This window comes from Streptomyces sp. NPDC012827 (genome assembly GCF_042900905.1).
In the GTDB taxonomy this organism is placed as follows: Bacteria; Actinomycetota; Actinomycetes; order Streptomycetales; family Streptomycetaceae; genus Streptomyces; species Streptomyces gulbargensis.
This window is the reverse complement of the sequence record NZ_JBIBBY010000005.1, coordinates 154,930-171,787: the sequence shown is the minus strand read 5'-3', so window position 1 is coordinate 171,787 and position 16,858 is coordinate 154,930. Positions and strand designations below refer to the sequence as shown.

Genomic DNA, 16,858 nt, shown 5'->3' with positions numbered 1-16,858 from the left:
CGGCAGGAACCGCTACCCGAGGTTGGGGGCACCCCATGCAGCACGAAGCGCACGCCCGTCACGACCACACCCGCCACGAGGCCCACGACGGCCACCACGACGGTCACGCCGACCACGAGGCTCACGCCGGCCACGAGGCCCAGGCCCGTCACCACGGCCACGGAGGGCACGGCGGTCACCAGCACACCCCCGGCAAGGTCTCCTGGGCCATGGCGGCCAAGGCCACGCTGCACTGCCTCACCGGCTGCGCCATCGGCGAGGTCCTCGGCATGATCATCGGTACGGCCCTGGGCTGGGGCAACGCCCCCACCATGGCCCTCGCCATCGCCCTGGCGTTCCTCTTCGGCTACTCGCTGACCCTGTTCGCCGTGCGGCGCGCGGGCCTCACCCTCAAGGCCGCGATCGGTGTCGCGCTCGCCGCCGACACGATCTCGATCACGGTCATGGAGATCGTCGACAACGGAATGCTGCTGCTGATTCCCGGCGCCATGGACGCGCACCTGACGGACGGCCTCTTCTGGGGCGCGCTCGCGGTCGCCTTCCTCGTGGCCTTCCTGCTCACCACGCCGGTGAACAAGTGGATGATCGGCCGCGGCAAGGGTCACGCGGTGGTGCACCGGTACCACCACTGACCGGCCGTACGACCCGCCGGCGGACCGGGGCCCGGACTCCTAGAGTTCCGGGCCGTCGCCCGGTTCCTCCTGGTACGAGTAGCGCTGCTCCCGCCAGGGGTCCCCGAGGTTGTGGTAGCCGCGCTCCTCCCAGAAGCCCCGGCGGTCGGCGGCCATGTACTCGACGCCGCGGACCCACTTGGGGCCCTTCCAGGCGTACAGGTGCGGGACGATCAGCCGCAGCGGGAAGCCGTGCTCGGCGGTGAGCAGTTCGCCGTCCTTGTGGGTGGCGAAGATCGTACGTTCCGAGGCGAAGTCGGCGAGCCGCATGTTGGCGCTGTAGCCGTACTCGGCCCAGACCATCACATGGGTGACATGGGGCGCCGGCGGCGCGAGCTCCAGGATGGTCCGGGCGGGCACGCCGCCCCATTCGGCCCCCACCATGCTGAATTTCGTGACGCAGTGCAGATCGGCCACGACCGTGGAGAACGGCAGCGCCGAGAACTCCTCGTGGTTCCAGCACCGCTTGTCGCCGTCGGCCGTCGCACCGAAGACCCGGAACTCCCAGCGGTCCGGCTTGAACTTGGGGACGGGCCCGTAGTGGGTGACCGGCCAGCCGCGCTGGAGGCGCTGCCCGGGCGGCAGGTCCGGCGGAAATCCCGTGGCGGGGTCCGGCGAATTCTCCGGAGAACGATCCGACCGCTCCGCTTCCCGGTGTGCTCCGCTCTCCGGCTGACCCATGTCATCCATGGTGACAGACGGCGAGGGGTGGTCATGACCAGCCACCACTTCCCCCGTACCGATTCGGGCAACTCCTACTAAGCGTGCACTTACTGGACGCCACCCATTCGGAGTGCGAGGATGCGGCCAACCTGCCCAGTGACGGCACGAACACGCGACGTGGAAGTGGAAGGAGCCTCTGCGATGCAGGGCGACCCCGAGGTCCTCGAGTTCCTCAACGAGCAGCTGACCGGCGAGCTGACGGCCATCAACCAGTACTGGCTGCATTACCGCATCCAGGACAACAAGGGGTGGACGAAGCTCGCCAAGTACACCCGCGAAGAGTCCATCGACGAGATGAAGCACGCGGACAAGCTGACCGAGCGCATCCTGATGCTCGACGGCCTGCCCAACTACCAGCGTCTCTTCCACGTCCGGGTGGGCCAGACGGTCACGGAGATGTTCCAGGCCGACCGGCAGGTCGAGGTGGAGGCGATCGACCGCCTGAAGCGGGGCATCGAGGTGATGCGCGCGAAGGGGGACATCACGTCCGCCAACCTCTTCGAGGAGATCCTCGCCGACGAGGAGCACCACATCGACTACCTGGACACGCAGCTGGAGCTGATCGAGTCCCTGGGCGAGGCGCTCTACCTGTCGACGCTGATCGAGCAGCCGAGCTGAGCGGTCCGCGGCCGGCTCTCGCGCACGGCGGCGGACCGGGGCTCTAAGCGGCTTCCCCGAGCTCGGTGACCTCCGGGGTGACGTCGGCCGCGAGGGCGGGCATGCCCTGGTCGAGGAGGTCGCGCCGCGGGCAGCTGCCGCGGCCGAGGATGGCCTGGATGCGGCGCACGCACGAACCGCAGTCCGTGCCGGCCTTGCAGGCCGAGGCGATCTGGCGGGGTGTACAGGCGCCCGCGTCCGCGTGCTCCTTGACCTGCTTCTCCGTGACACCGAAGCACGAGCAGACGTACACGCGATTCACCTCCCGCCGAGATCGATTAGGTTTACCTAACCTTACCCGGCGGCAGCGGGGGCCAAAAGCCCCACCGACGACGATGGGGCGCGGATCACAAGGATCCGCGCCCCATCGTCGTAGGAAGCTCCCTACTGATCGCGGTACATCTCCGCCACCAGGAAGGCCAGGTCCAGCGACTGGCTGCGGTTGAGCCGCGGGTCGCAGGCCGTCTCGTAGCGCTGGTGCAGGTCGTCGACGAAGATCTCGTCGCCGCCGCCCACGCACTCGGTGACGTCGTCACCGGTCAGCTCGACGTGGATGCCGCCGGGGTGGGTGCCGAGGGCCTTGTGGACCTCGAAGAAGCCCTTGACCTCGTCCAGCACGTCGTCGAAGCGGCGCGTCTTGTGCCCGGACGCGGCCTCGAAGGTGTTGCCGTGCATCGGGTCGGTCACCCAGGCGACGGTCGCGCCGGAGGCCGTGACCTTCTCGACCAGCTCGGGCAGCTTGTCGCGGACCTTGTCGGCGCCCATGCGGACGATGAAGGTCAGCCGGCCCGGCTCGCGCTCGGGGTCGAGGCGGTCGATGTAGGTGAGCGCCTCGTCCACCGAGGTGGAGGGGCCCAGCTTGATGCCGATCGGGTTCGCGATCCGCGAGGCGAACTCGATGTGGGCGTGGTCCAGCTGGCGGGTGCGCTCACCGATCCAGACCATGTGGCCGGACGTGTCGTACAGCTTGCCCGTGCGCGAGTCGGTACGGGTCAGGGCGCCCTCGTAGTCGAGGAGCAGGGCCTCGTGGGAGGCGTAGAACTCCACCGCGCGGAACTCGGCCGGGTCGGTGCCGCAGGCCTTCATGAAGTTCAGCGCGTTGTCGATCTCGCGGGCCAGCTGCTCGTAGCGCTGCCCGGAGGGCGAGGACTTCACGAAGTCCTGGTTCCAGGCGTGCACCTGGCGCAGGTCGGCGTAACCACCGGTGGTGAAGGCGCGCACCAGGTTGAGCGTGGAGGCGGAGGCGTGGTACATCCGCTTCAGGCGCTCGGGGTCCGGGATGCGGGCGGCCTCGGTGAAGTCGAAGCCGTTGACGGAGTCGCCCCGGTAGGTCGGGAGGGTGACTCCGTCGCGGGTCTCGGTCGGCTTCGAACGGGGCTTGGAGTACTGCCCCGCGATGCGACCGACCTTCACCACGGGCACGGAGGCCGCGTAGGTGAGGACGGCGCTCATCTGGAGCAGCGTCTTGAGCTTGGCCCGGATGTGGTCGGCGGACACGGCGTCGAAGGCCTCGGCGCAGTCGCCGCCCTGGAGCAGGAACGCCTCGCCACGGGCGACGGCTCCCATCCGGGCGCGCAGCTGGTCGCACTCGCCGGCGAAGACGAGCGGAGGATACGACTCGAGGTCCGCGATCACATCGCGCAGAGCCTCGGCATCGGGGTACTCGGGCTGCTGCGCCGCGGGCAGGTCTCGCCAGGTCGCCTTGGCGACGGCGTGGGAATCGGCGTTCACGGTCACATGCACCACAGTACGGGGTTCTTCGTCCGGTCCTGTCCGGTGCCCAGTGACTGAGACGCGGGCCCGATATGTCGCGCGGCGATCTTCACGCCATCGGGTGGTGTTACCCTCGGCCCGTTTACCGCAAACATTCCCCAACAACATAGCCGAGACCACAGGGGTGGGTGTGACCCAGAGGCACCGCAGGGATCGTAAGAAGAAACGACTCTTGTACGGAGCGGCGGCGGCCGTCGTCGCCACGGCCACCATCGGCACCATCGCGGTCGCCTCCCCGGGCCTGATCGGCGCGGCCGGCAGCCCGGCGGCGGGCGGCGACGCCTCGCTGCAGGCGCAGTTCGCGGCGGCGGCGGAGGAGTTCGACGTACCGCAGAGCGTGCTGATGGCGGTGTCGTACCGCCAGACGCGGTGGGAGTCGCACGACGGGCAGCCCAGCGTCACGGGCGACTACAACGTCATGGGCCTGACGAAGGTCGACCCGGAGGACCTCGAGGATCACGACGATCACATCGAGCACCTCGTGAACGGCACCGGCGACCCGTCGGTCGACAAGAAGATCGACAAGAAGAAGCTGCTCGCCCCCGTACCCCACCAGGAGGTCGACACCGACGACCCCCGGCTGCACACCCTGGACAAGGCCGCCGAGCTGATCGACAGCTCCACCGAGTCCGTACAGAACGACACCGAGGCCTCGATCCGGGCCGGCGCGGCGCTGCTCGCGGAGTACCAGAAGCAGGCCGGCGCCGAGCTGTCGGAGGAGCCGGGCGACTGGTACCCGGCCGTGGCCCGCTACAGCCAGTCCGAGGACCGCAAGGGCGCCGACCAGTTCGCGAAGCGCGTCTTCGAGTCGATCAGGACGGGTGAGGCCGAGGTCACGACGGACGGCGAGCGAGTCGTCCTGCCGGCCGACCCGACGGTGGAACCGGTCAAGCCGGCCAACGTCCCGCTGGCCGTCACGACGGCGGCGACGGCGTCCGTGACGCCGGAGTGCCCGACCGGACTGGCCTGTGTCTACGACCCGGCCGCCTACGTGCAGGACAAGGGCAACTACAACATCGCGAGCCGGGTTCCGTACGGCACCGGCGGTTTCGACATCCGCCAGATCGTCATCCACGACGTCGAGGGCACGCACGACGGCGCCGTGAGCGTCTTCAAGGACCCGAACAAGTGGGCCAGCGCCCACTACATCGTCCGAGCCGACGGCCGGGTCACCCAGATGGTGGAGACCAAGAACGAGGCGTTCCACGCCGGCAACAAGACCCTCAACATGCACTCGATCGGCATCGAGCACGAGGGCTACGCCATCAAGGGCGGCAGCAACTGGTACAAGGAGACGCAGTACGACACCACCGCGGAGATGGTGAAGTACCTGGCGGCCAAGTACAACGTTCCGCTGACGCGTGAGCACGTCATCGGCCACGACGAGATCCCGGGTGTGCTCGACTACTACGCTCCCGGCGTCCACTGGGACCCGGGCCCGTTCTGGGACTGGAACCGGTTCATGGCCAAGATCGGCGCTCCGACCGGCGCCGGTGGCGCGGGCGGTCCGCTGACGGCCGGCCAGACGGTTCGCGTGGTTCCGCCGTTCACCTCGGAGAACCAGCCGTCGCTGACGTACACCGAGAAGGTCGACGGCGTCGTGACGCGGAAGACCGCCCCGGCGCAGCCGGCGAACTTCGGGTACCTCTACACGGAGCCGAGCACCAGCTCGCCCACGATCAAGGACCCGTACATCTCCGGGGCCGTGTGGAACAGCGGTGACAACTGGGGCAACAAGGTCGTCGCCGGCAGCCAGTACGTCGTCGCCGGCACCTCCGGCGACTGGACGGCCATCTGGTACGGCTCCCAAAAGGCGTGGTTCCACAACCCCGGCGGCCGGTACACCTCCCTGGCCGACACCGCGAAGACCGTGGTGAAGCCGGCCGGCACGACGCCGGTCAAGGTGTACGGACGCGCCTACCCCGAGCCGGCGGCCTACACCGGTACCGGTGTGAACGTGCAGGACGGTACGTACGGCAAGAACTCCGACCCGCTGACGAAGTACACCATCCCGGCGGGCCAGGCCTACGTCGCGGCGGGCGCCGAGGTGTACGGCGACTACTACTCCAGCGCGTACGACAAGGACGGCACCCGCGTCCAGGGGACGACGAAGTTCATCCCCATCCACTACAACCACCGCATGGCGTGGGTGCAGTCGGCGGACGTCCAGGTGGTCCCCGCCGCCGCCCCCGTCCCCACCACCAACCGCTACAACCTCGTCGCCCGTGACTCCTCCGGCGCCCTCTGGCAGTACCAGGGCACCGGGAGCGCCACGGCTCCCTTCCTGGCGCGCTACAAGGTGGGCACCGGGTGGGGGATCTACAACCTGGTGACGCCGCTGACCGCGCTGCGGGCCGACGGGACCGGGGACGTGATCGCCCGGGAGCCCAACGGGGCGCTCTGGTACTACTCGGGCAGCGGCAACCCGTCCGCGCCGTTCAAGGCGCGGGTGAAGGCCGGCACGGGCTGGGGTGTGTTCAACCAGATCGTGGGCGTGCGGGACCAGACCGGGGACGGCAAGCCGGACGTGATCGGGCGCGAGAGCTCCGGCGTCCTGTGGCTGTACCCGGGAACGGGCAACCCGAGCGCCCCGCTCGGGCCGCGCGTCAAGATCGGTACGGGCTGGCAGATCTACAACACGATCGTCAGCACCGGTGACCTCACGGGTGACGGCAAGCCGGACGTGATGGCCCGCGAGGCCTCCGGCGCGCTGTGGCTGTACAACGGCACCGGCGTCGGCACCAAGCCCTTCGGGCCGCGCGTCAAGATCGGCTCGGGCTGGCAGATATACAACTCCGTCCTGGGTCCGAGCGACCTGAACAAGGACGGCCGTCCGGACGTCGTCGCCCGGGACGCCTCCGGCGCGCTGTGGCTGTACACCAGCAACGGCAACCCGACGGCGCCGTTCCCGCCGCGCGTCCAGGTCGGCAACGGCTGGCAGATCTACAACATGATCTTCTGACCGACGCCTCCGGCAGGATCACGGGGTCCGGTCCGCACCGTCCACGGTGCGGACCGGACCCCGTCGCCGTGCCCCCGTGGGCTACAGTGCTCGCATGTTCGCGCACTCGACCCGTGACTGGTGGTGGACCGCTCATCCGGCGGCCCACTGACTGCGCGTACACCGAGACTCGCGAAGGCCGCCCGAGGGGCGGCCTTTCTCGTACCCGGGGGCCGTTCCTCTCCGCATCCGCACTCCTGGCGGAACCCCACGGAAGGAACGACGACACACATGGACCTCTCCCGTCTCCTGGACGACTCCTGCCCGCCCTTCGCCCTGCTGCGCCGGCGCACGCCCGGCCGGGACCACGACACCGTCGAGGTGCTGATCGGCCCGGTGCACGAGGCGGGGAAGCTCGCCGAGCTGCCCGTGGGACCGCGGCCGGCGCTGGCGCTCGTGCCGTTCCGGCAGATCCGCGAGCGCGGCTTCGACGTACGGGACGACGGCACCCCGCTCTCGGTGCTGGTCGCCGACGAGGCGTACGAGCTGCCGCTCGCGGAGGTGCTCGACCGGCTGCCCGCGCACCCGGTGGACGTCGTGGACGGCGGGTTCGACGTCTCCGACGAGGAGTACGCGCAGACGGTGCGGCGGGTGATCGACGAGGAGATCGGCGCCGGCGAGGGCGCGAACTTCGTGATCCGGCGGACCTTCACCGGGGAGATCCCCGGCTTCGGGCGGGCCGACGCGCTGGCCCTGTTCCGGCGGCTGCTGGTGGGCGAGCGGGGCGCGTACTGGACCTTCGTCGTGCACACCGGGGAGCGGACGCTGGTCGGGGCGAGCCCCGAGGTGCATGTGCGCATGGCGGGCGGCACGGTCGTCATGAACCCGATCAGCGGCACGTACCGGTACCCGGCGGGGGCCGCGCCGACCGCCGAGGACCTGCTGGAGTTCCTCGCCGACCGCAAGGAGACCGAGGAGCTCTCCATGGTGGTGGACGAGGAACTGAAGATGATGTGCACGGTCGGGGACCGGGGCGGGGTGGTGATCGGGCCCCGGCTGAAGGAGATGGCCCATCTCGCGCACACCGAGTACGAGCTGCGGGGCCGGTCCTCGCTGGACGTGCGGGAGGTGCTGCGGGAGACCATGTTCGCCGCCACGGTCACCGGCTCCCCCGTGCAGAACGCCTGCCGGGTGATCGAGCGGCACGAGCCGGTGGGGCCGGACGGGGTGGCCCGCGGCTACTACGCGGGGGCGCTCGCCCTGCTCGGTACGGACGCGAGCGGGGCGCAGACGCTCGACTCCCCCATCCTCATCCGGACCGCCGACATCGCGGCGGACGGGCGGCTGCGGGTCCCGGTGGGCGCCACCCTGGTCCGGAACTCCGACCCGGCGGGCGAGGTGGCCGAGACCCACGCGAAGGCGGCGGGGGTGCTGACGGCGCTCGGGGTGCGGGAGGGGCGGCCACGGGACGGGGCAGCGCTCACGGCTCCCCGCCTGGCCGACGATCCGCGGGTCCGCGCGGCCCTGGACGCGCGGCGGGCGGACCTGGCTCCGTTCTGGCTGAAGATGCAGACCCGGTCGGCGGAACTGTCCGGGCACGCGCTGGTGATCGACGCGGAGGACACGTTCACGGCGATGCTGGCGCACGTGCTGCGCTCGTCGGGCCTGGACGTGTCGGTGCTCCGCTACGACGAGCCGGGGCTGCGCGAGCTGGCGCTGGGCCACGAGGGGCCCGTGGTGCTGGGCCCGGGTCCGGGGAACCCCTCGGACGCGGCCGACCCGAAGATGCGGTTCCTGCGCGGGCTGACGGCGGAGCTGCTGCGCGGTCACCGGCACGGGCTGCTCGGGGTGTGCCTGGGCCATGAGCTGATCGCGGCGGAGCTGGGTCTGAAGATCGTCCGCAAGCGGGTGCCGTTCCAGGGCGCGCAGCTGCGGATCGACCTGTTCGGACAGGAGCGGACGGTCGGTTTCTACAACAGCTTCACGGCCCGCTGCGACGACCGGGCGGCGACGGAGCTGGCGCTGCACCGGATCGAGGTGAGCCGGGACGCGGCGACCGGGGAGGTGCACGCGCTGCGCGGGCCGGGCTTCGCGGGCGTCCAGTTCCACCCGGAGTCGGTGCTCACGACGGAGGGCGCGGCCCTGACGGCCGCCTTGTTGGCGGGGGTTCTGGTCTGACGGCCGGTTCCCCGCACCGTGAGCCGGCCCGCTCCGGCGGGTCGGCTCCTCGGCGGAGGTCTCCCGCCGCCGGTTCTCAGCCCGCCGCCCTGGGGACGAGGACGTTCTCGCCGCGCCGCCCCGCGAGGTGGTCGAGGACGTTGTGGAGGGTGGCCTGGATGATCTGGCCGACGGCGTCGCGGGTGTAGTAGGCCTGGTGGGAGGTGACCACCACGTTGGGGAAGGTGACGAGGCGGGCCAGGGTGTCGTCCTCGACGACCTCCAGGGACTTGTCGAGGAAGAAGAGACCGGCCTCCGCCTCGTACACGTCCAGGCCGACCCCGGTGAAGCGGCCCGCGCGGAGTTCGGTGACGAGGGCCTCGGTGTCGACGAGTCCGCCGCGGCTGGAGTTCACCAGGACGGCGTCGTCCTTCATGGTTTTGAGGGCGGTGGCGTCGAGCAGGTGGTGGGTGGCGGGCATCAGCGGGACGTGGAGGCTGACGAGGTCGGCCTCGGCGAGGAGCCGGTCCTTGTCGACGTACCGCATGCCGAGGTCGAGGCAGGCCGGGTTCTCGGTGACGTCCCAGCCGAGGAGTTCCATGCCGAATCCGTGGGCGATCCGGGTGAACGCCTCACCGATCCTGCCGGTGCCGAGGACGCCGGCCGTACGGCCGCGCAGGTCGCGGCCCATGAGCCCGTCGAGCCGGAAGTCGAAGTCGCGGGTGCGGTTGGAGGCGCGGACGATCCGCCGGTTGACGGCCATGGCGAGGGTCCAGGCGAACTCGGCCACGGAGTACGGCGAGTAGTGCGAGACCCGGGCGACGGTGAGGCCGAGGCGCTCGGCCACGTCCAGGTCGATGTTGTTGAAGCCGGTGGAGCGCTGGGCGATGAGCTGGGTGCCGCCGGCGGCGAGGGTCTGCAGGACCCGGTGGTCCAGGACCGCGTTGACGCTGGTGGAGACGATCTCGTAGCCGGCGGCGATGGGGGCGGTGTCCTCGTTGAGGAAGACGTCGAGGCAGCGGACGTCGTGGTGTCCTGCGAAGGCCTCCTCGATGAGGGGCCTCTCGTCCGCCTGTACGCCGAAGGCCAGGATCTCCACGAGCGTCCCCTTCGTGCCGTTCCGTTCGGTGTCGGGCCGTACGTCCGTGAATATACGGCCCGACACCGGGGCGCGCCCGGCGCGCGGGGCGGGCTCAGGCGTCGTCGAGGCCGCGCTCGATCGCGTACCGGACCAGCTCGACCCGGTTGTGCAGCTGGAGCTTGCCGAGCGTGTTCTGGACGTGGTTCTGCACGGTGCGGTGCGAGATGACCAGGCGCTCGGCGATCTGCTTGTAGCTGAGACCCTTGGCGACGAGGCGGAGGACCTCGGTCTCGCGCTCGGTGAGGCGGGGGGCGTCGGGTTCGGCGGTGCCGGGGGCCGGGGCCGGCTCGGCGGCCAGGCGCCGGTACTCGCCGAGGACGAGCCCGGCCAGGCCCGGGGTGAAGACGGGGTCGCCGGCGGCGGTGCGGCGGACGGCGTCGATGAGCTCCTCGGTGCTCGCCGACTTGAGGAGGTAGCCGGTGGCGCCGGACTTGACCGCCTCCAGGACGTCGGCGTGCTCGCCGCTCGCCGACAGGACCAGGACCCGCAGGCCGGGCAGGGCGCCGACGAGTTCCTTGCAGACCTGGACGCCCGGTTTGACGGGCAGGTTCAGGTCGAGGACGAGGACGTCGGGCGCGACGGCCAGGGCGCGGCGGACGGCCTGTTCGCCGTCGCCGGCCGTGGCGGCCACGTCGAAGTCCGCCTCCGCCAGGTCGCGGGCGACCGCGTCGCGCCACATCGGGTGGTCGTCGACCACCATCACCTTGATCGGCCGTCCGGCCGGGGTCTCGCTCACTTCTCTCCTGCCTTCCCCCGTGCGTCCCGCGGGGGCCGCGGGACCTTCAACTCGACTTCCGTGCCCTGGCCGGGGACCGAGATCAGTTCGGCCGTGCCGCCCAGATCCCGCAGTCTCCCCCGGATGGAGAGGGCGACGCCCATCCGGCCCTCCCCCTCGGCCTGCGCGAGGCGGCCCTCGGGTATGCCGGGACCGTCGTCCCGTACGGTGACGATCACCTCGTCCGGCCAGTCCTCGACCAGGATCCAGGCGCGGGCGTCCTCGCCCGCGTGGACCCGGACGTTGTCCAGTGCGGCGCCGACGGCGGCGGCCAGTTCGCGGGCGGCGGCCGCGGGCAGCAGGACCGGCGCTCCCGGGTCGGAGAGGGTGACGCGGGCGCCGGCGCGCGGGGCGAGCAGGGCGCGCAGGTCGGCGGGGCCGGCGGTGTCGCCGGGTTCGTCGCCGGTCTCGACGGCGCGGACCACGGCGCCCTCGGAGGCGTCCTCGGAGACGTGGCTGGGCCGGGTGAGGCCGCCGGCGACGAGGGTCCGCAGGGCGACCTCCTGCTCCCCGGCCATCCGGCCGAGCTCGGCGGCCTCGCCGCCGAGGGCGGTGCCGCGCCGCTGGACCATGGCGAGGACCTGCAGGACGCTGTCGTGGATGTCCCGGGCGAGCCGTTCGCGTTCGCGGGTGGCGGCCTCGATCTCCAGGGCGCGGGCGAGGGTGCGCTCGGAGGCGCGGGCGACCTCCACGACGTAGCCGATGGCGATGGAGGCCACCCAGACCAGGATGACGTTGTGGACGGTGTCGCGGGTGGGGTGGCCGCGCTCGATGATGTTGGCGACGGCGACGAGGGAGGAGGCGACTCCGGCCCAGCGCCAGCCGCCCTTGATCGCGTAGGCGAGGACGGAGCCCGCCGTCCATATCGTCGGCAGGGTGGGGCCGTCGACGGACTGGGCGTGGGCGTCGGCGAGGGGGGTGAGGAGGATGCCGGTGAGGGCGAGGGTGAGGTCGGCGACGAGGAAGCGGGTGGTGCAGCTGGCCGCGTTCGCCACCTTGGGCAGGGTGGCGAGGGTCCAGACGGCGAGCACCGCCAGATAGGCGACGGCGATCGCGGGCCGCTCGTACCGCTCACGGCCGGCGGCGAAGACGAGGATCGCGTAGAGCAGGGTCATGACGCGGTAGCCGGTCAGCGCGCGCCACAGCGGCTGCTCGACCGACATGCGCACGACACGTTCGCGTACGGCCATCTCCCCCACCCCCACCGGTGCCCGCCTCCCGAGGGGAGGGTCAGGCGCCGGACTCTTCCCGGGCCGCGATCTCGGCCTTCACGGCCTCCTTGGCGGCCTTCTCGGCCTCGGCGATCTGCCGCTTGGCGGCGGTCGCGTAGATGTCGACGTACTCCTGACCGGAGAGCTTCATGATCTCGTACATGACCTCGTCGGTCACCGAGCGCAGGATGAAGCGGTCGCCGTCCATGCCGTGGTAGCGGCTGAAGTCGAGCGGCTTGCCGATCCGGATGCCGGGGCGCATCAGCTTGGGGACGATCTTGCCGGGCGGCTGGATCTTCTCGGTGTCGATCATCGCGACCGGGATGACGGGCGCGCCGGTGGCCAGCGCCACCCGGGCGAGCCCGCCGGGCTTGCCCCGGTAGAGCCGGCCGTCGGGCGAGCGGGTGCCCTCCGGGTAGATGCCGAAGAGACCGCCCTTCTCGATGACCTCGATGCCGGCCTTGATGGCCGCCTCGCCCGCGCCGCGCGCCCCCGAGCGGTCGACGGGGAGCTGGCCGACGCCCTTGAAGAAGGCGGCGGTGAGCTTGCCCTTCACGCCCGGGGTGGTGAAGTACTCGGCCTTGGCGATGAAGGTGACCTTGCGGTCGAGCACGGCGGGCAGGAAGAAGGAGTCGGAGAACGACAGGTGGTTGCTCGCCAGGATCGCGGGACCCTCGGCGGGGATGTTCTCCAGACCCTCCACCCAGGGCCGGAAGGCGAGCTTCAGGGAGCCCCCGAGGGAGAACTTCATTGCGCCGTAGATCAACTCGCCATGCCTTCCGTGTGCCGTCGTCACGACTTTATCCCGTACCGGCGTACGGCCCCCGCTACGGCCCTGGTCGGTGTCGGTCCGGTCGCGTACCGTGAAGGTCCTTCCCCATGTACCCGCCGCTTCGGCGCCCCCGAAGTCGAAACCGAACAGGAGACCCCGGTGCCGGTCCTTCCCGGAGCCGAGCCGTACCGCCACGAGGGCGGAGAGGTCGGCGTCCTTCTCTGTCACGGATTCACCGGTTCCCCCCAGTCGCTGCGCCCGTGGGCCGAGTTCCTGGCCGAGCGCGGACTGACCGTGTCGCTCCCGCTGCTGCCGGGGCACGGCACCCGCTGGCAGGACATGCAGCTCACCACCTGGCACGACTGGTACGCGGAGGTGGACCGGGCCCTGCGCGAGCTGCGGGAGCGGTGCGCCACCGTGTTCGTCTTCGGCCTGTCGATGGGCGGGGCGCTGTCCCTGCGGCTCGCCGCGAAGCACGGGGACGCGGTACGGGGCCTGGTCCTGGTGAACCCGGGCAACAAGGTGCACGGCGTGGCCGCGCACGCGCTGCCGGTGGTCCGGCACCTGGTCCCCTCGGCGAACGGGATCGCCAGCGACATCGCGAAGTCCGGTGTGCGGGAAATCGGCTACGACCGGGTGCCGCTGCACGCCGCGTACTCGCTGCGCCAGTTCTTCCGTACGGTCGACGCCGAGCTTCCGCAGGTCACGCAGCCGGTGCTGCTGCTGCACAGCCCCGAGGACCATGTGGTCCCGCCGGCCGACTCGGCGCGGATCCTCGGCCGGATCTCCTCCACGGACGTCCGGGAGGTCCTGCTGGAACAGAGCTACCACGTCGCGACGTTGGACCATGACGCGGAGCGGATCTTCGACGAGAGCCTGGCCTTCGTCGAGCGTCTCGCCCCGGGACTCGTCGGCGGGAAGGGAAGCAGGAGCGGTGGCTGATCAGCAGGACGGCGGAGAGCGGGAACCGCAGCCCATCGACGAGGAGGCGGCGTGGGCCGCGATCGTCGCCGCGTACGGCGAGGAGCCCGCGGACCCTCCGGAGGCACGGCCGTTCCGGCCGATCCAGAACCTGGCCCTGCCGGAGCCCGAACCGGAGACGGGCGGCGAGTCGCGGCCGGGTGCCGGGGCCAAGCCGGTCAAGGACCCCAAGTCCCTGGGCGACCCGAAGGCCGTGGCGGAGGTCAACCCGGTGCCGGACCCGAAGGCGTCCGGCGCGGGAGCCGGGTCCGCGGGTGACGCGGGAGCGGAGGCGGCACAGGAGGACGGGGACGGCCCCGCGCCCGGCGCGGGCCGGCCGGCGCTGGGCAGCTCGGTGGTCTTCGCCCCCGGGGTCGGGCCGAGCGGCCCCCGTGACTACACCCCGGCCCCCTCGGACGACGAGGGCCACTTCGTGCCGCCGGAGCCGCCCCCGCTGCCGGAGGCGGACGCCACCACCAAGTTCGCCTGGCTCGGCGTCGTCGGCGGCCCGGTCCTCATGCTGCTGGCCGTGCTGCTGCGGTGGGACATGACCTGGTGGCTGACGACGCTGTGCGTCGGCGGCTTCCTCGGCGGTTTCGTCACCCTGGTGGCGCGGATGAAGCACGACGACGAGGACGACGACGGTTTCGGCGACCCGGGCCGCGGCGCCGTGGTCTGAGCCGGTCCCCGGACGTCCGCCCCGCGGGTCACTCGCCCGCGGGGAGACGGACCGCCGCCAGCACCGGCAGGTGGTCGGTGGCGGCCCGCAGGTCCGCGGGGTCCAGGCCGGGCGGGACCCCGCAGCCGAGGAACTCGACGCCCGGGGTCGCCAGGATCGCGTCGATGCGCTGGTGCGGATCGGCGGCCGTCGAGGTGTGCTCCCCGCCCCAGGGCCGTACCGCCCAGCCGTCCCGCAGCTCGGCCGTCAGCCGGGAGAAGGCGGGCCCGCCGGGCCGCTCGTTGAGGTCGCCGCCGACGATCGTGTACGGGGTGCCGAGCGCGGCCACCCGGTCGAGGACCATCCCGGCCTGGGCGTACCGCTCGTCCGCCCGCAGGCTCAGATGGCAGCTGACGAGCCCCAGCCTGGCCCGGCCGAAGCGGACGACCGCGGTGGCCAGGCCCCGCCGGTGGAGGCCGGGGGTCAGCGGCAGCAGCACGTCCTCGGTCCGTTCGACGGTGGCCCGCAGCGAGCAGAGCAGCAGCGGTCCCGCGGCGGTGGCGCCGCCGCCGAGGACGACGAGGCCGCTCCTGGCGGCGAGCCGGGCCGCGTGCTTGCGCCAGCGGAAGAAGCGCGGCGCCTCCTGGACCAGGACCACGTCGGGGGCGCAGGCCCGGATGACCCGGGCGAGGGCGTCCTCGTCGTCGCGCATCGAGCGGATGTTGTAGCCGAGGACCCGGACGACGGCCGAACCGTCGCTCTCGGTACGGGAGTCGGGCAGCTCGCCGGTCGCGTCGGTCGTCACCATGCGCCCAGATTAAGCGCGGTGCCCGCCGCGCCCCGGAGGGCACGACGGGCACCGGCAAGGCCGTATGGGAGACCGGCGGTTCAGCCCTGGCGGGCGAGGTCGGCCGCGCCGACCAGACCGGCCTTGTTGCCGAGCTGGGCCGCGAGGACCTGCGCGTGCGGGCGCCACTGGCCACCGATCAGCCAGCGCCGGAACGACTTGCGGATCGGGTCGAGCACGAGCTCGCCCTCGTCGGAGACGCCGCCGCCGACGATGAACGCCGAGGGGTCGAACAGCGAGGCCAGGTCGGCGAGACCGGCGCCCGCCCACCGGGCCAGCTCGCGGAAGGAGTCGATCGCGACCTTGTCCCCGGCGCGGGCGGCCTCGCTGACGTGCCGGCCCTGGATGCCCTCGGGGGTGCCGTCCCCGAGCCCCAGCAGCAGCTGGGCGTTCTCGGGGGTGGCGGCGGCGCGCTGCCGGGCGTACCGGACGAGGGCGCGGCCGGAGGCGTACTGCTCCCAGCAGCCCTGGCTGCCGCAGCCGCACAGCAGGCCGTCGGGGACGACCCGGACGTGGCCGAACTCGGCGGCCACGCCGAAGCGTCCGCGGCGCAGCTTGTTGCCGATGATGATGCCGCCGCCGAGGCCGGTGCCGAGGGTGATGCAGATGACGTCCTCGTGGCCCTGGCCCGCGCCGAACCGGTACTCGCCCCAGGCGGCCGCGTTGGCGTCGTTCTCGACGACGACCGGCAGACCGACCCGCTGCTCGACCTTGTCCTTCAGCGGCTCGTGCCGCCAGTCGATGTTCGGCGCGAAGAGGACGGTGGCGCGCTTGTCGTCGACGTATCCGGCGGCACCGATGCCGACGGCCTCGATCCGGTGGCCCTTGCCGGCCTCGGAGACCGCCGCGCAGATCGCGTCGACGATGCCTTCGGGGGTCGGCGGGGTGGGCACCGTGTGGGTGTCGAGGATGTTGCCCTCCTCGTCGACCACGCCGGCCGCGATCTTCGTGCCGCCGATGTCGACGCCGATGGTGAGTCCCATGTGTCCCTCAGTTTTCGGTCGAGCCCCGCTAGGGCCCACCGTACCCGAGGGCAGGACGCGCCCCGGTCAGTCCAGGTCGATGCGGCGGCCCGTTCCGGGGCCTTCGTCGTCCTTGCGCGGCTCGTCCCCGGGGGGTCCGGCCGGGCCGGGCTCGTCCGCCTCCGCGCGGGGGGTGGCACCGGGGGCCGCGGGCTCGTCGCGGGTCCAGCGGGCCTCGTGGCCGCCGACGGCCGAGCGGTAGGCGGCGAGCAGTTCGTTCCCGGCGGCGGCGAGGTGGTCGAAGACCTGCGGGTTGCGCTCGATGACGGGCTCGACGGCGCTGCGCGCCTGGTCGACGAGGTCCTTGACGGTCCGGGCCGCCTGGCCGCCGAGCAGCGGGGCGGCGATGCCGCCGGACACCTTGTCGGCGACGGCCTCGAACAGCTTGCGGAACTCCTCGGCGGCGGAACCCGTCTCGGGGCCGCGCTCGGCCCGGCGACGGGCCTTCTCCGCCTCCAGGTCCTCGGCGCACGCCTCGGCCCAGGCGTCCGGATCGCTCATGGCGTACTCCTCAGTGGCTGGTACTTCGACGGTACACGCCCGGCGGGGC

General features: G+C 71.8%; 17 protein-coding genes. 7 read left to right on the top strand and 10 right to left on the bottom strand.

The window, feature by feature from the left end:
• Window positions 1-35: 35 nt before the first annotated feature.
• Window positions 36-632, top strand: a complete 597-nt coding sequence (locus tag ACFY60_RS13105) for a DUF4396 domain-containing protein (RefSeq protein ID WP_388611258.1) — start codon at window positions 36-38, stop codon at window positions 630-632.
• Between the two features lie 39 nt (window positions 633-671).
• On the opposite strand, the gene ACFY60_RS13100 is transcribed toward ACFY60_RS13105, so the two are convergent.
• On the bottom strand, window positions 672-1,352 hold the full coding sequence (locus ACFY60_RS13100; RefSeq protein ID WP_388611256.1) for a sulfite oxidase-like oxidoreductase: 681 nt from the start codon (window positions 1,350-1,352) through the stop codon (window positions 672-674).
• A 183-nt stretch (window positions 1,353-1,535) separates the two neighbouring features.
• On the opposite strand from ACFY60_RS13100, the gene bfr reads away from it, so the two are divergent.
• Window positions 1,536-2,012 (top strand): bacterioferritin, encoded by a 477-nt coding sequence (bfr, locus tag ACFY60_RS13095; protein ID WP_030493020.1) that lies wholly within the window; start codon window positions 1,536-1,538, stop codon window positions 2,010-2,012.
• 43 nt (window positions 2,013-2,055) lie between these two features.
• Here the strand turns inward: bfr and ACFY60_RS13090 are convergent, their stop codons facing one another.
• Together ACFY60_RS13090 and ACFY60_RS13085 are read right to left on the bottom strand one after the other, a co-directional pair.
• A complete protein-coding gene (locus tag ACFY60_RS13090) occupies window positions 2,056-2,313 on the bottom strand; it encodes a (2Fe-2S)-binding protein (RefSeq protein WP_352058802.1) in 258 nt (85 codons plus the stop codon).
• Between the two features lie 122 nt (window positions 2,314-2,435).
• On the bottom strand, window positions 2,436-3,788 hold the full coding sequence (locus tag ACFY60_RS13085; RefSeq protein ID WP_388611255.1) for a class II 3-deoxy-7-phosphoheptulonate synthase: 1,353 nt from the start codon (window positions 3,786-3,788) through the stop codon (window positions 2,436-2,438).
• Window positions 3,789-3,996: 208 nt separating this feature from the next.
• Here ACFY60_RS13085 and ACFY60_RS13080 point away from each other — a divergent pair, with 208 nt between their 5' ends.
• The 3 genes from ACFY60_RS13080 to ACFY60_RS13070 all read left to right on the top strand — a co-directional run bounded on the left by ACFY60_RS13080 (window position 3,997) and on the right by ACFY60_RS13070 (window position 8,943).
• Window positions 3,997-6,786, top strand: coding sequence for an N-acetylmuramoyl-L-alanine amidase (locus ACFY60_RS13080; protein WP_388611253.1), 2,790 nt, complete (start codon window positions 3,997-3,999; stop codon window positions 6,784-6,786).
• Between the two features lie 94 nt (window positions 6,787-6,880).
• Window positions 6,881-6,937 (top strand): trp operon leader peptide, encoded by a 57-nt coding sequence (locus ACFY60_RS13075; RefSeq protein ID WP_352058830.1) that lies wholly within the window; start codon window positions 6,881-6,883, stop codon window positions 6,935-6,937.
• 119 nt (window positions 6,938-7,056) lie between these two features.
• Window positions 7,057-8,943, top strand: coding sequence for an anthranilate synthase family protein (locus ACFY60_RS13070; RefSeq protein WP_388611252.1), 1,887 nt, complete (start codon window positions 7,057-7,059; stop codon window positions 8,941-8,943).
• A gap of 76 nt (window positions 8,944-9,019) precedes the next feature.
• On the opposite strand, the gene ACFY60_RS13065 is transcribed toward ACFY60_RS13070, so the two are convergent.
• The 4 genes from ACFY60_RS13065 to ACFY60_RS13050 all read right to left on the bottom strand — a co-directional run bounded on the left by ACFY60_RS13065 (window position 9,020) and on the right by ACFY60_RS13050 (window position 12,800).
• Complete coding sequence (locus tag ACFY60_RS13065; RefSeq protein WP_388611719.1) at window positions 9,020-10,021, bottom strand: 2-hydroxyacid dehydrogenase; 1,002 nt, start codon at window positions 10,019-10,021, stop codon at window positions 9,020-9,022.
• A 94-nt stretch (window positions 10,022-10,115) separates the two neighbouring features.
• Window positions 10,116-10,763, bottom strand: coding sequence for a response regulator transcription factor (locus ACFY60_RS13060; protein ID WP_309050765.1), 648 nt, complete (start codon window positions 10,761-10,763; stop codon window positions 10,116-10,118).
• 32 nt (window positions 10,764-10,795) lie between these two features.
• Window positions 10,796-12,028, bottom strand: a complete 1,233-nt coding sequence (gene macS / locus ACFY60_RS13055) for a MacS family sensor histidine kinase (RefSeq protein WP_388611250.1) — start codon at window positions 12,026-12,028, stop codon at window positions 10,796-10,798.
• 40 nt (window positions 12,029-12,068) lie between these two features.
• On the bottom strand, window positions 12,069-12,800 hold the full coding sequence (locus ACFY60_RS13050) for a lysophospholipid acyltransferase family protein (RefSeq protein ID WP_309050764.1): 732 nt from the start codon (window positions 12,798-12,800) through the stop codon (window positions 12,069-12,071).
• A 180-nt stretch (window positions 12,801-12,980) separates the two neighbouring features.
• On the opposite strand from ACFY60_RS13050, the gene ACFY60_RS13045 reads away from it, so the two are divergent.
• Window positions 12,981-13,763 carry an alpha/beta fold hydrolase gene (locus ACFY60_RS13045; RefSeq protein ID WP_352058808.1) on the top strand — a complete coding sequence of 261 codons (783 nt, stop codon included), beginning with the start codon at window positions 12,981-12,983 and terminating at the stop codon, window positions 13,761-13,763.
• Complete coding sequence (locus ACFY60_RS13040) at window positions 13,756-14,460, top strand: hypothetical protein (protein ID WP_388611248.1); 705 nt, start codon at window positions 13,756-13,758, stop codon at window positions 14,458-14,460. The genes ACFY60_RS13045 and ACFY60_RS13040 overlap by 8 nt, the downstream gene beginning before the upstream one ends.
• A 28-nt stretch (window positions 14,461-14,488) precedes the next feature.
• On the opposite strand, the gene ACFY60_RS13035 is transcribed toward ACFY60_RS13040, so the two are convergent.
• From ACFY60_RS13035 to ACFY60_RS13025, 3 genes are all read right to left on the bottom strand, one after another.
• Window positions 14,489-15,247 (bottom strand): endonuclease/exonuclease/phosphatase family protein, encoded by a 759-nt coding sequence (locus ACFY60_RS13035; protein WP_388611246.1) that lies wholly within the window; start codon window positions 15,245-15,247, stop codon window positions 14,489-14,491.
• Window positions 15,248-15,327: 80 nt separating this feature from the next.
• On the bottom strand, window positions 15,328-16,269 hold the full coding sequence (locus ACFY60_RS13030; RefSeq protein WP_345281190.1) for an ROK family glucokinase: 942 nt from the start codon (window positions 16,267-16,269) through the stop codon (window positions 15,328-15,330).
• 66 nt (window positions 16,270-16,335) lie between these two features.
• A complete protein-coding gene (locus ACFY60_RS13025; protein WP_388611244.1) occupies window positions 16,336-16,809 on the bottom strand; it encodes a DUF5304 domain-containing protein in 474 nt (157 codons plus the stop codon).
• Window positions 16,810-16,858 lie beyond the last annotated feature (49 nt).

Excerpts from the sequence above, each read along its gene's own strand:
- ACFY60_RS13105 (WP_388611258.1), top strand. The coding sequence starts at position 36 with ATGCAGCACGAAGCGCACGCCCGTCACGACCACACCCGCCACGAGGCC.
- ACFY60_RS13100 (WP_388611256.1), bottom strand. The coding sequence starts at position 1,352 with ATGGGTCAGCCGGAGAGCGGAGCACACCGGGAAGCGGAGCGGTCGGAT.
- bfr (WP_030493020.1), top strand. The coding sequence starts at position 1,536 with ATGCAGGGCGACCCCGAGGTCCTCGAGTTCCTCAACGAGCAGCTGACC.
- ACFY60_RS13070 (WP_388611252.1), top strand. The coding sequence starts at position 7,057 with ATGGACCTCTCCCGTCTCCTGGACGACTCCTGCCCGCCCTTCGCCCTG.
- ACFY60_RS13060 (WP_309050765.1), bottom strand. The coding sequence starts at position 10,763 with ATGGTGGTCGACGACCACCCGATGTGGCGCGACGCGGTCGCCCGCGAC.
- macS (WP_388611250.1), bottom strand. The coding sequence starts at position 12,028 with ATGGCCGTACGCGAACGTGTCGTGCGCATGTCGGTCGAGCAGCCGCTG.
- ACFY60_RS13050 (WP_309050764.1), bottom strand. The coding sequence starts at position 12,800 with ATGAAGTTCTCCCTCGGGGGCTCCCTGAAGCTCGCCTTCCGGCCCTGG.
- ACFY60_RS13035 (WP_388611246.1), bottom strand. The coding sequence starts at position 15,247 with ATGGTGACGACCGACGCGACCGGCGAGCTGCCCGACTCCCGTACCGAG.
- ACFY60_RS13030 (WP_345281190.1), bottom strand. The coding sequence starts at position 16,269 with ATGGGACTCACCATCGGCGTCGACATCGGCGGCACGAAGATCGCGGCC.
- ACFY60_RS13025 (WP_388611244.1), bottom strand. The coding sequence starts at position 16,809 with ATGAGCGATCCGGACGCCTGGGCCGAGGCGTGCGCCGAGGACCTGGAG.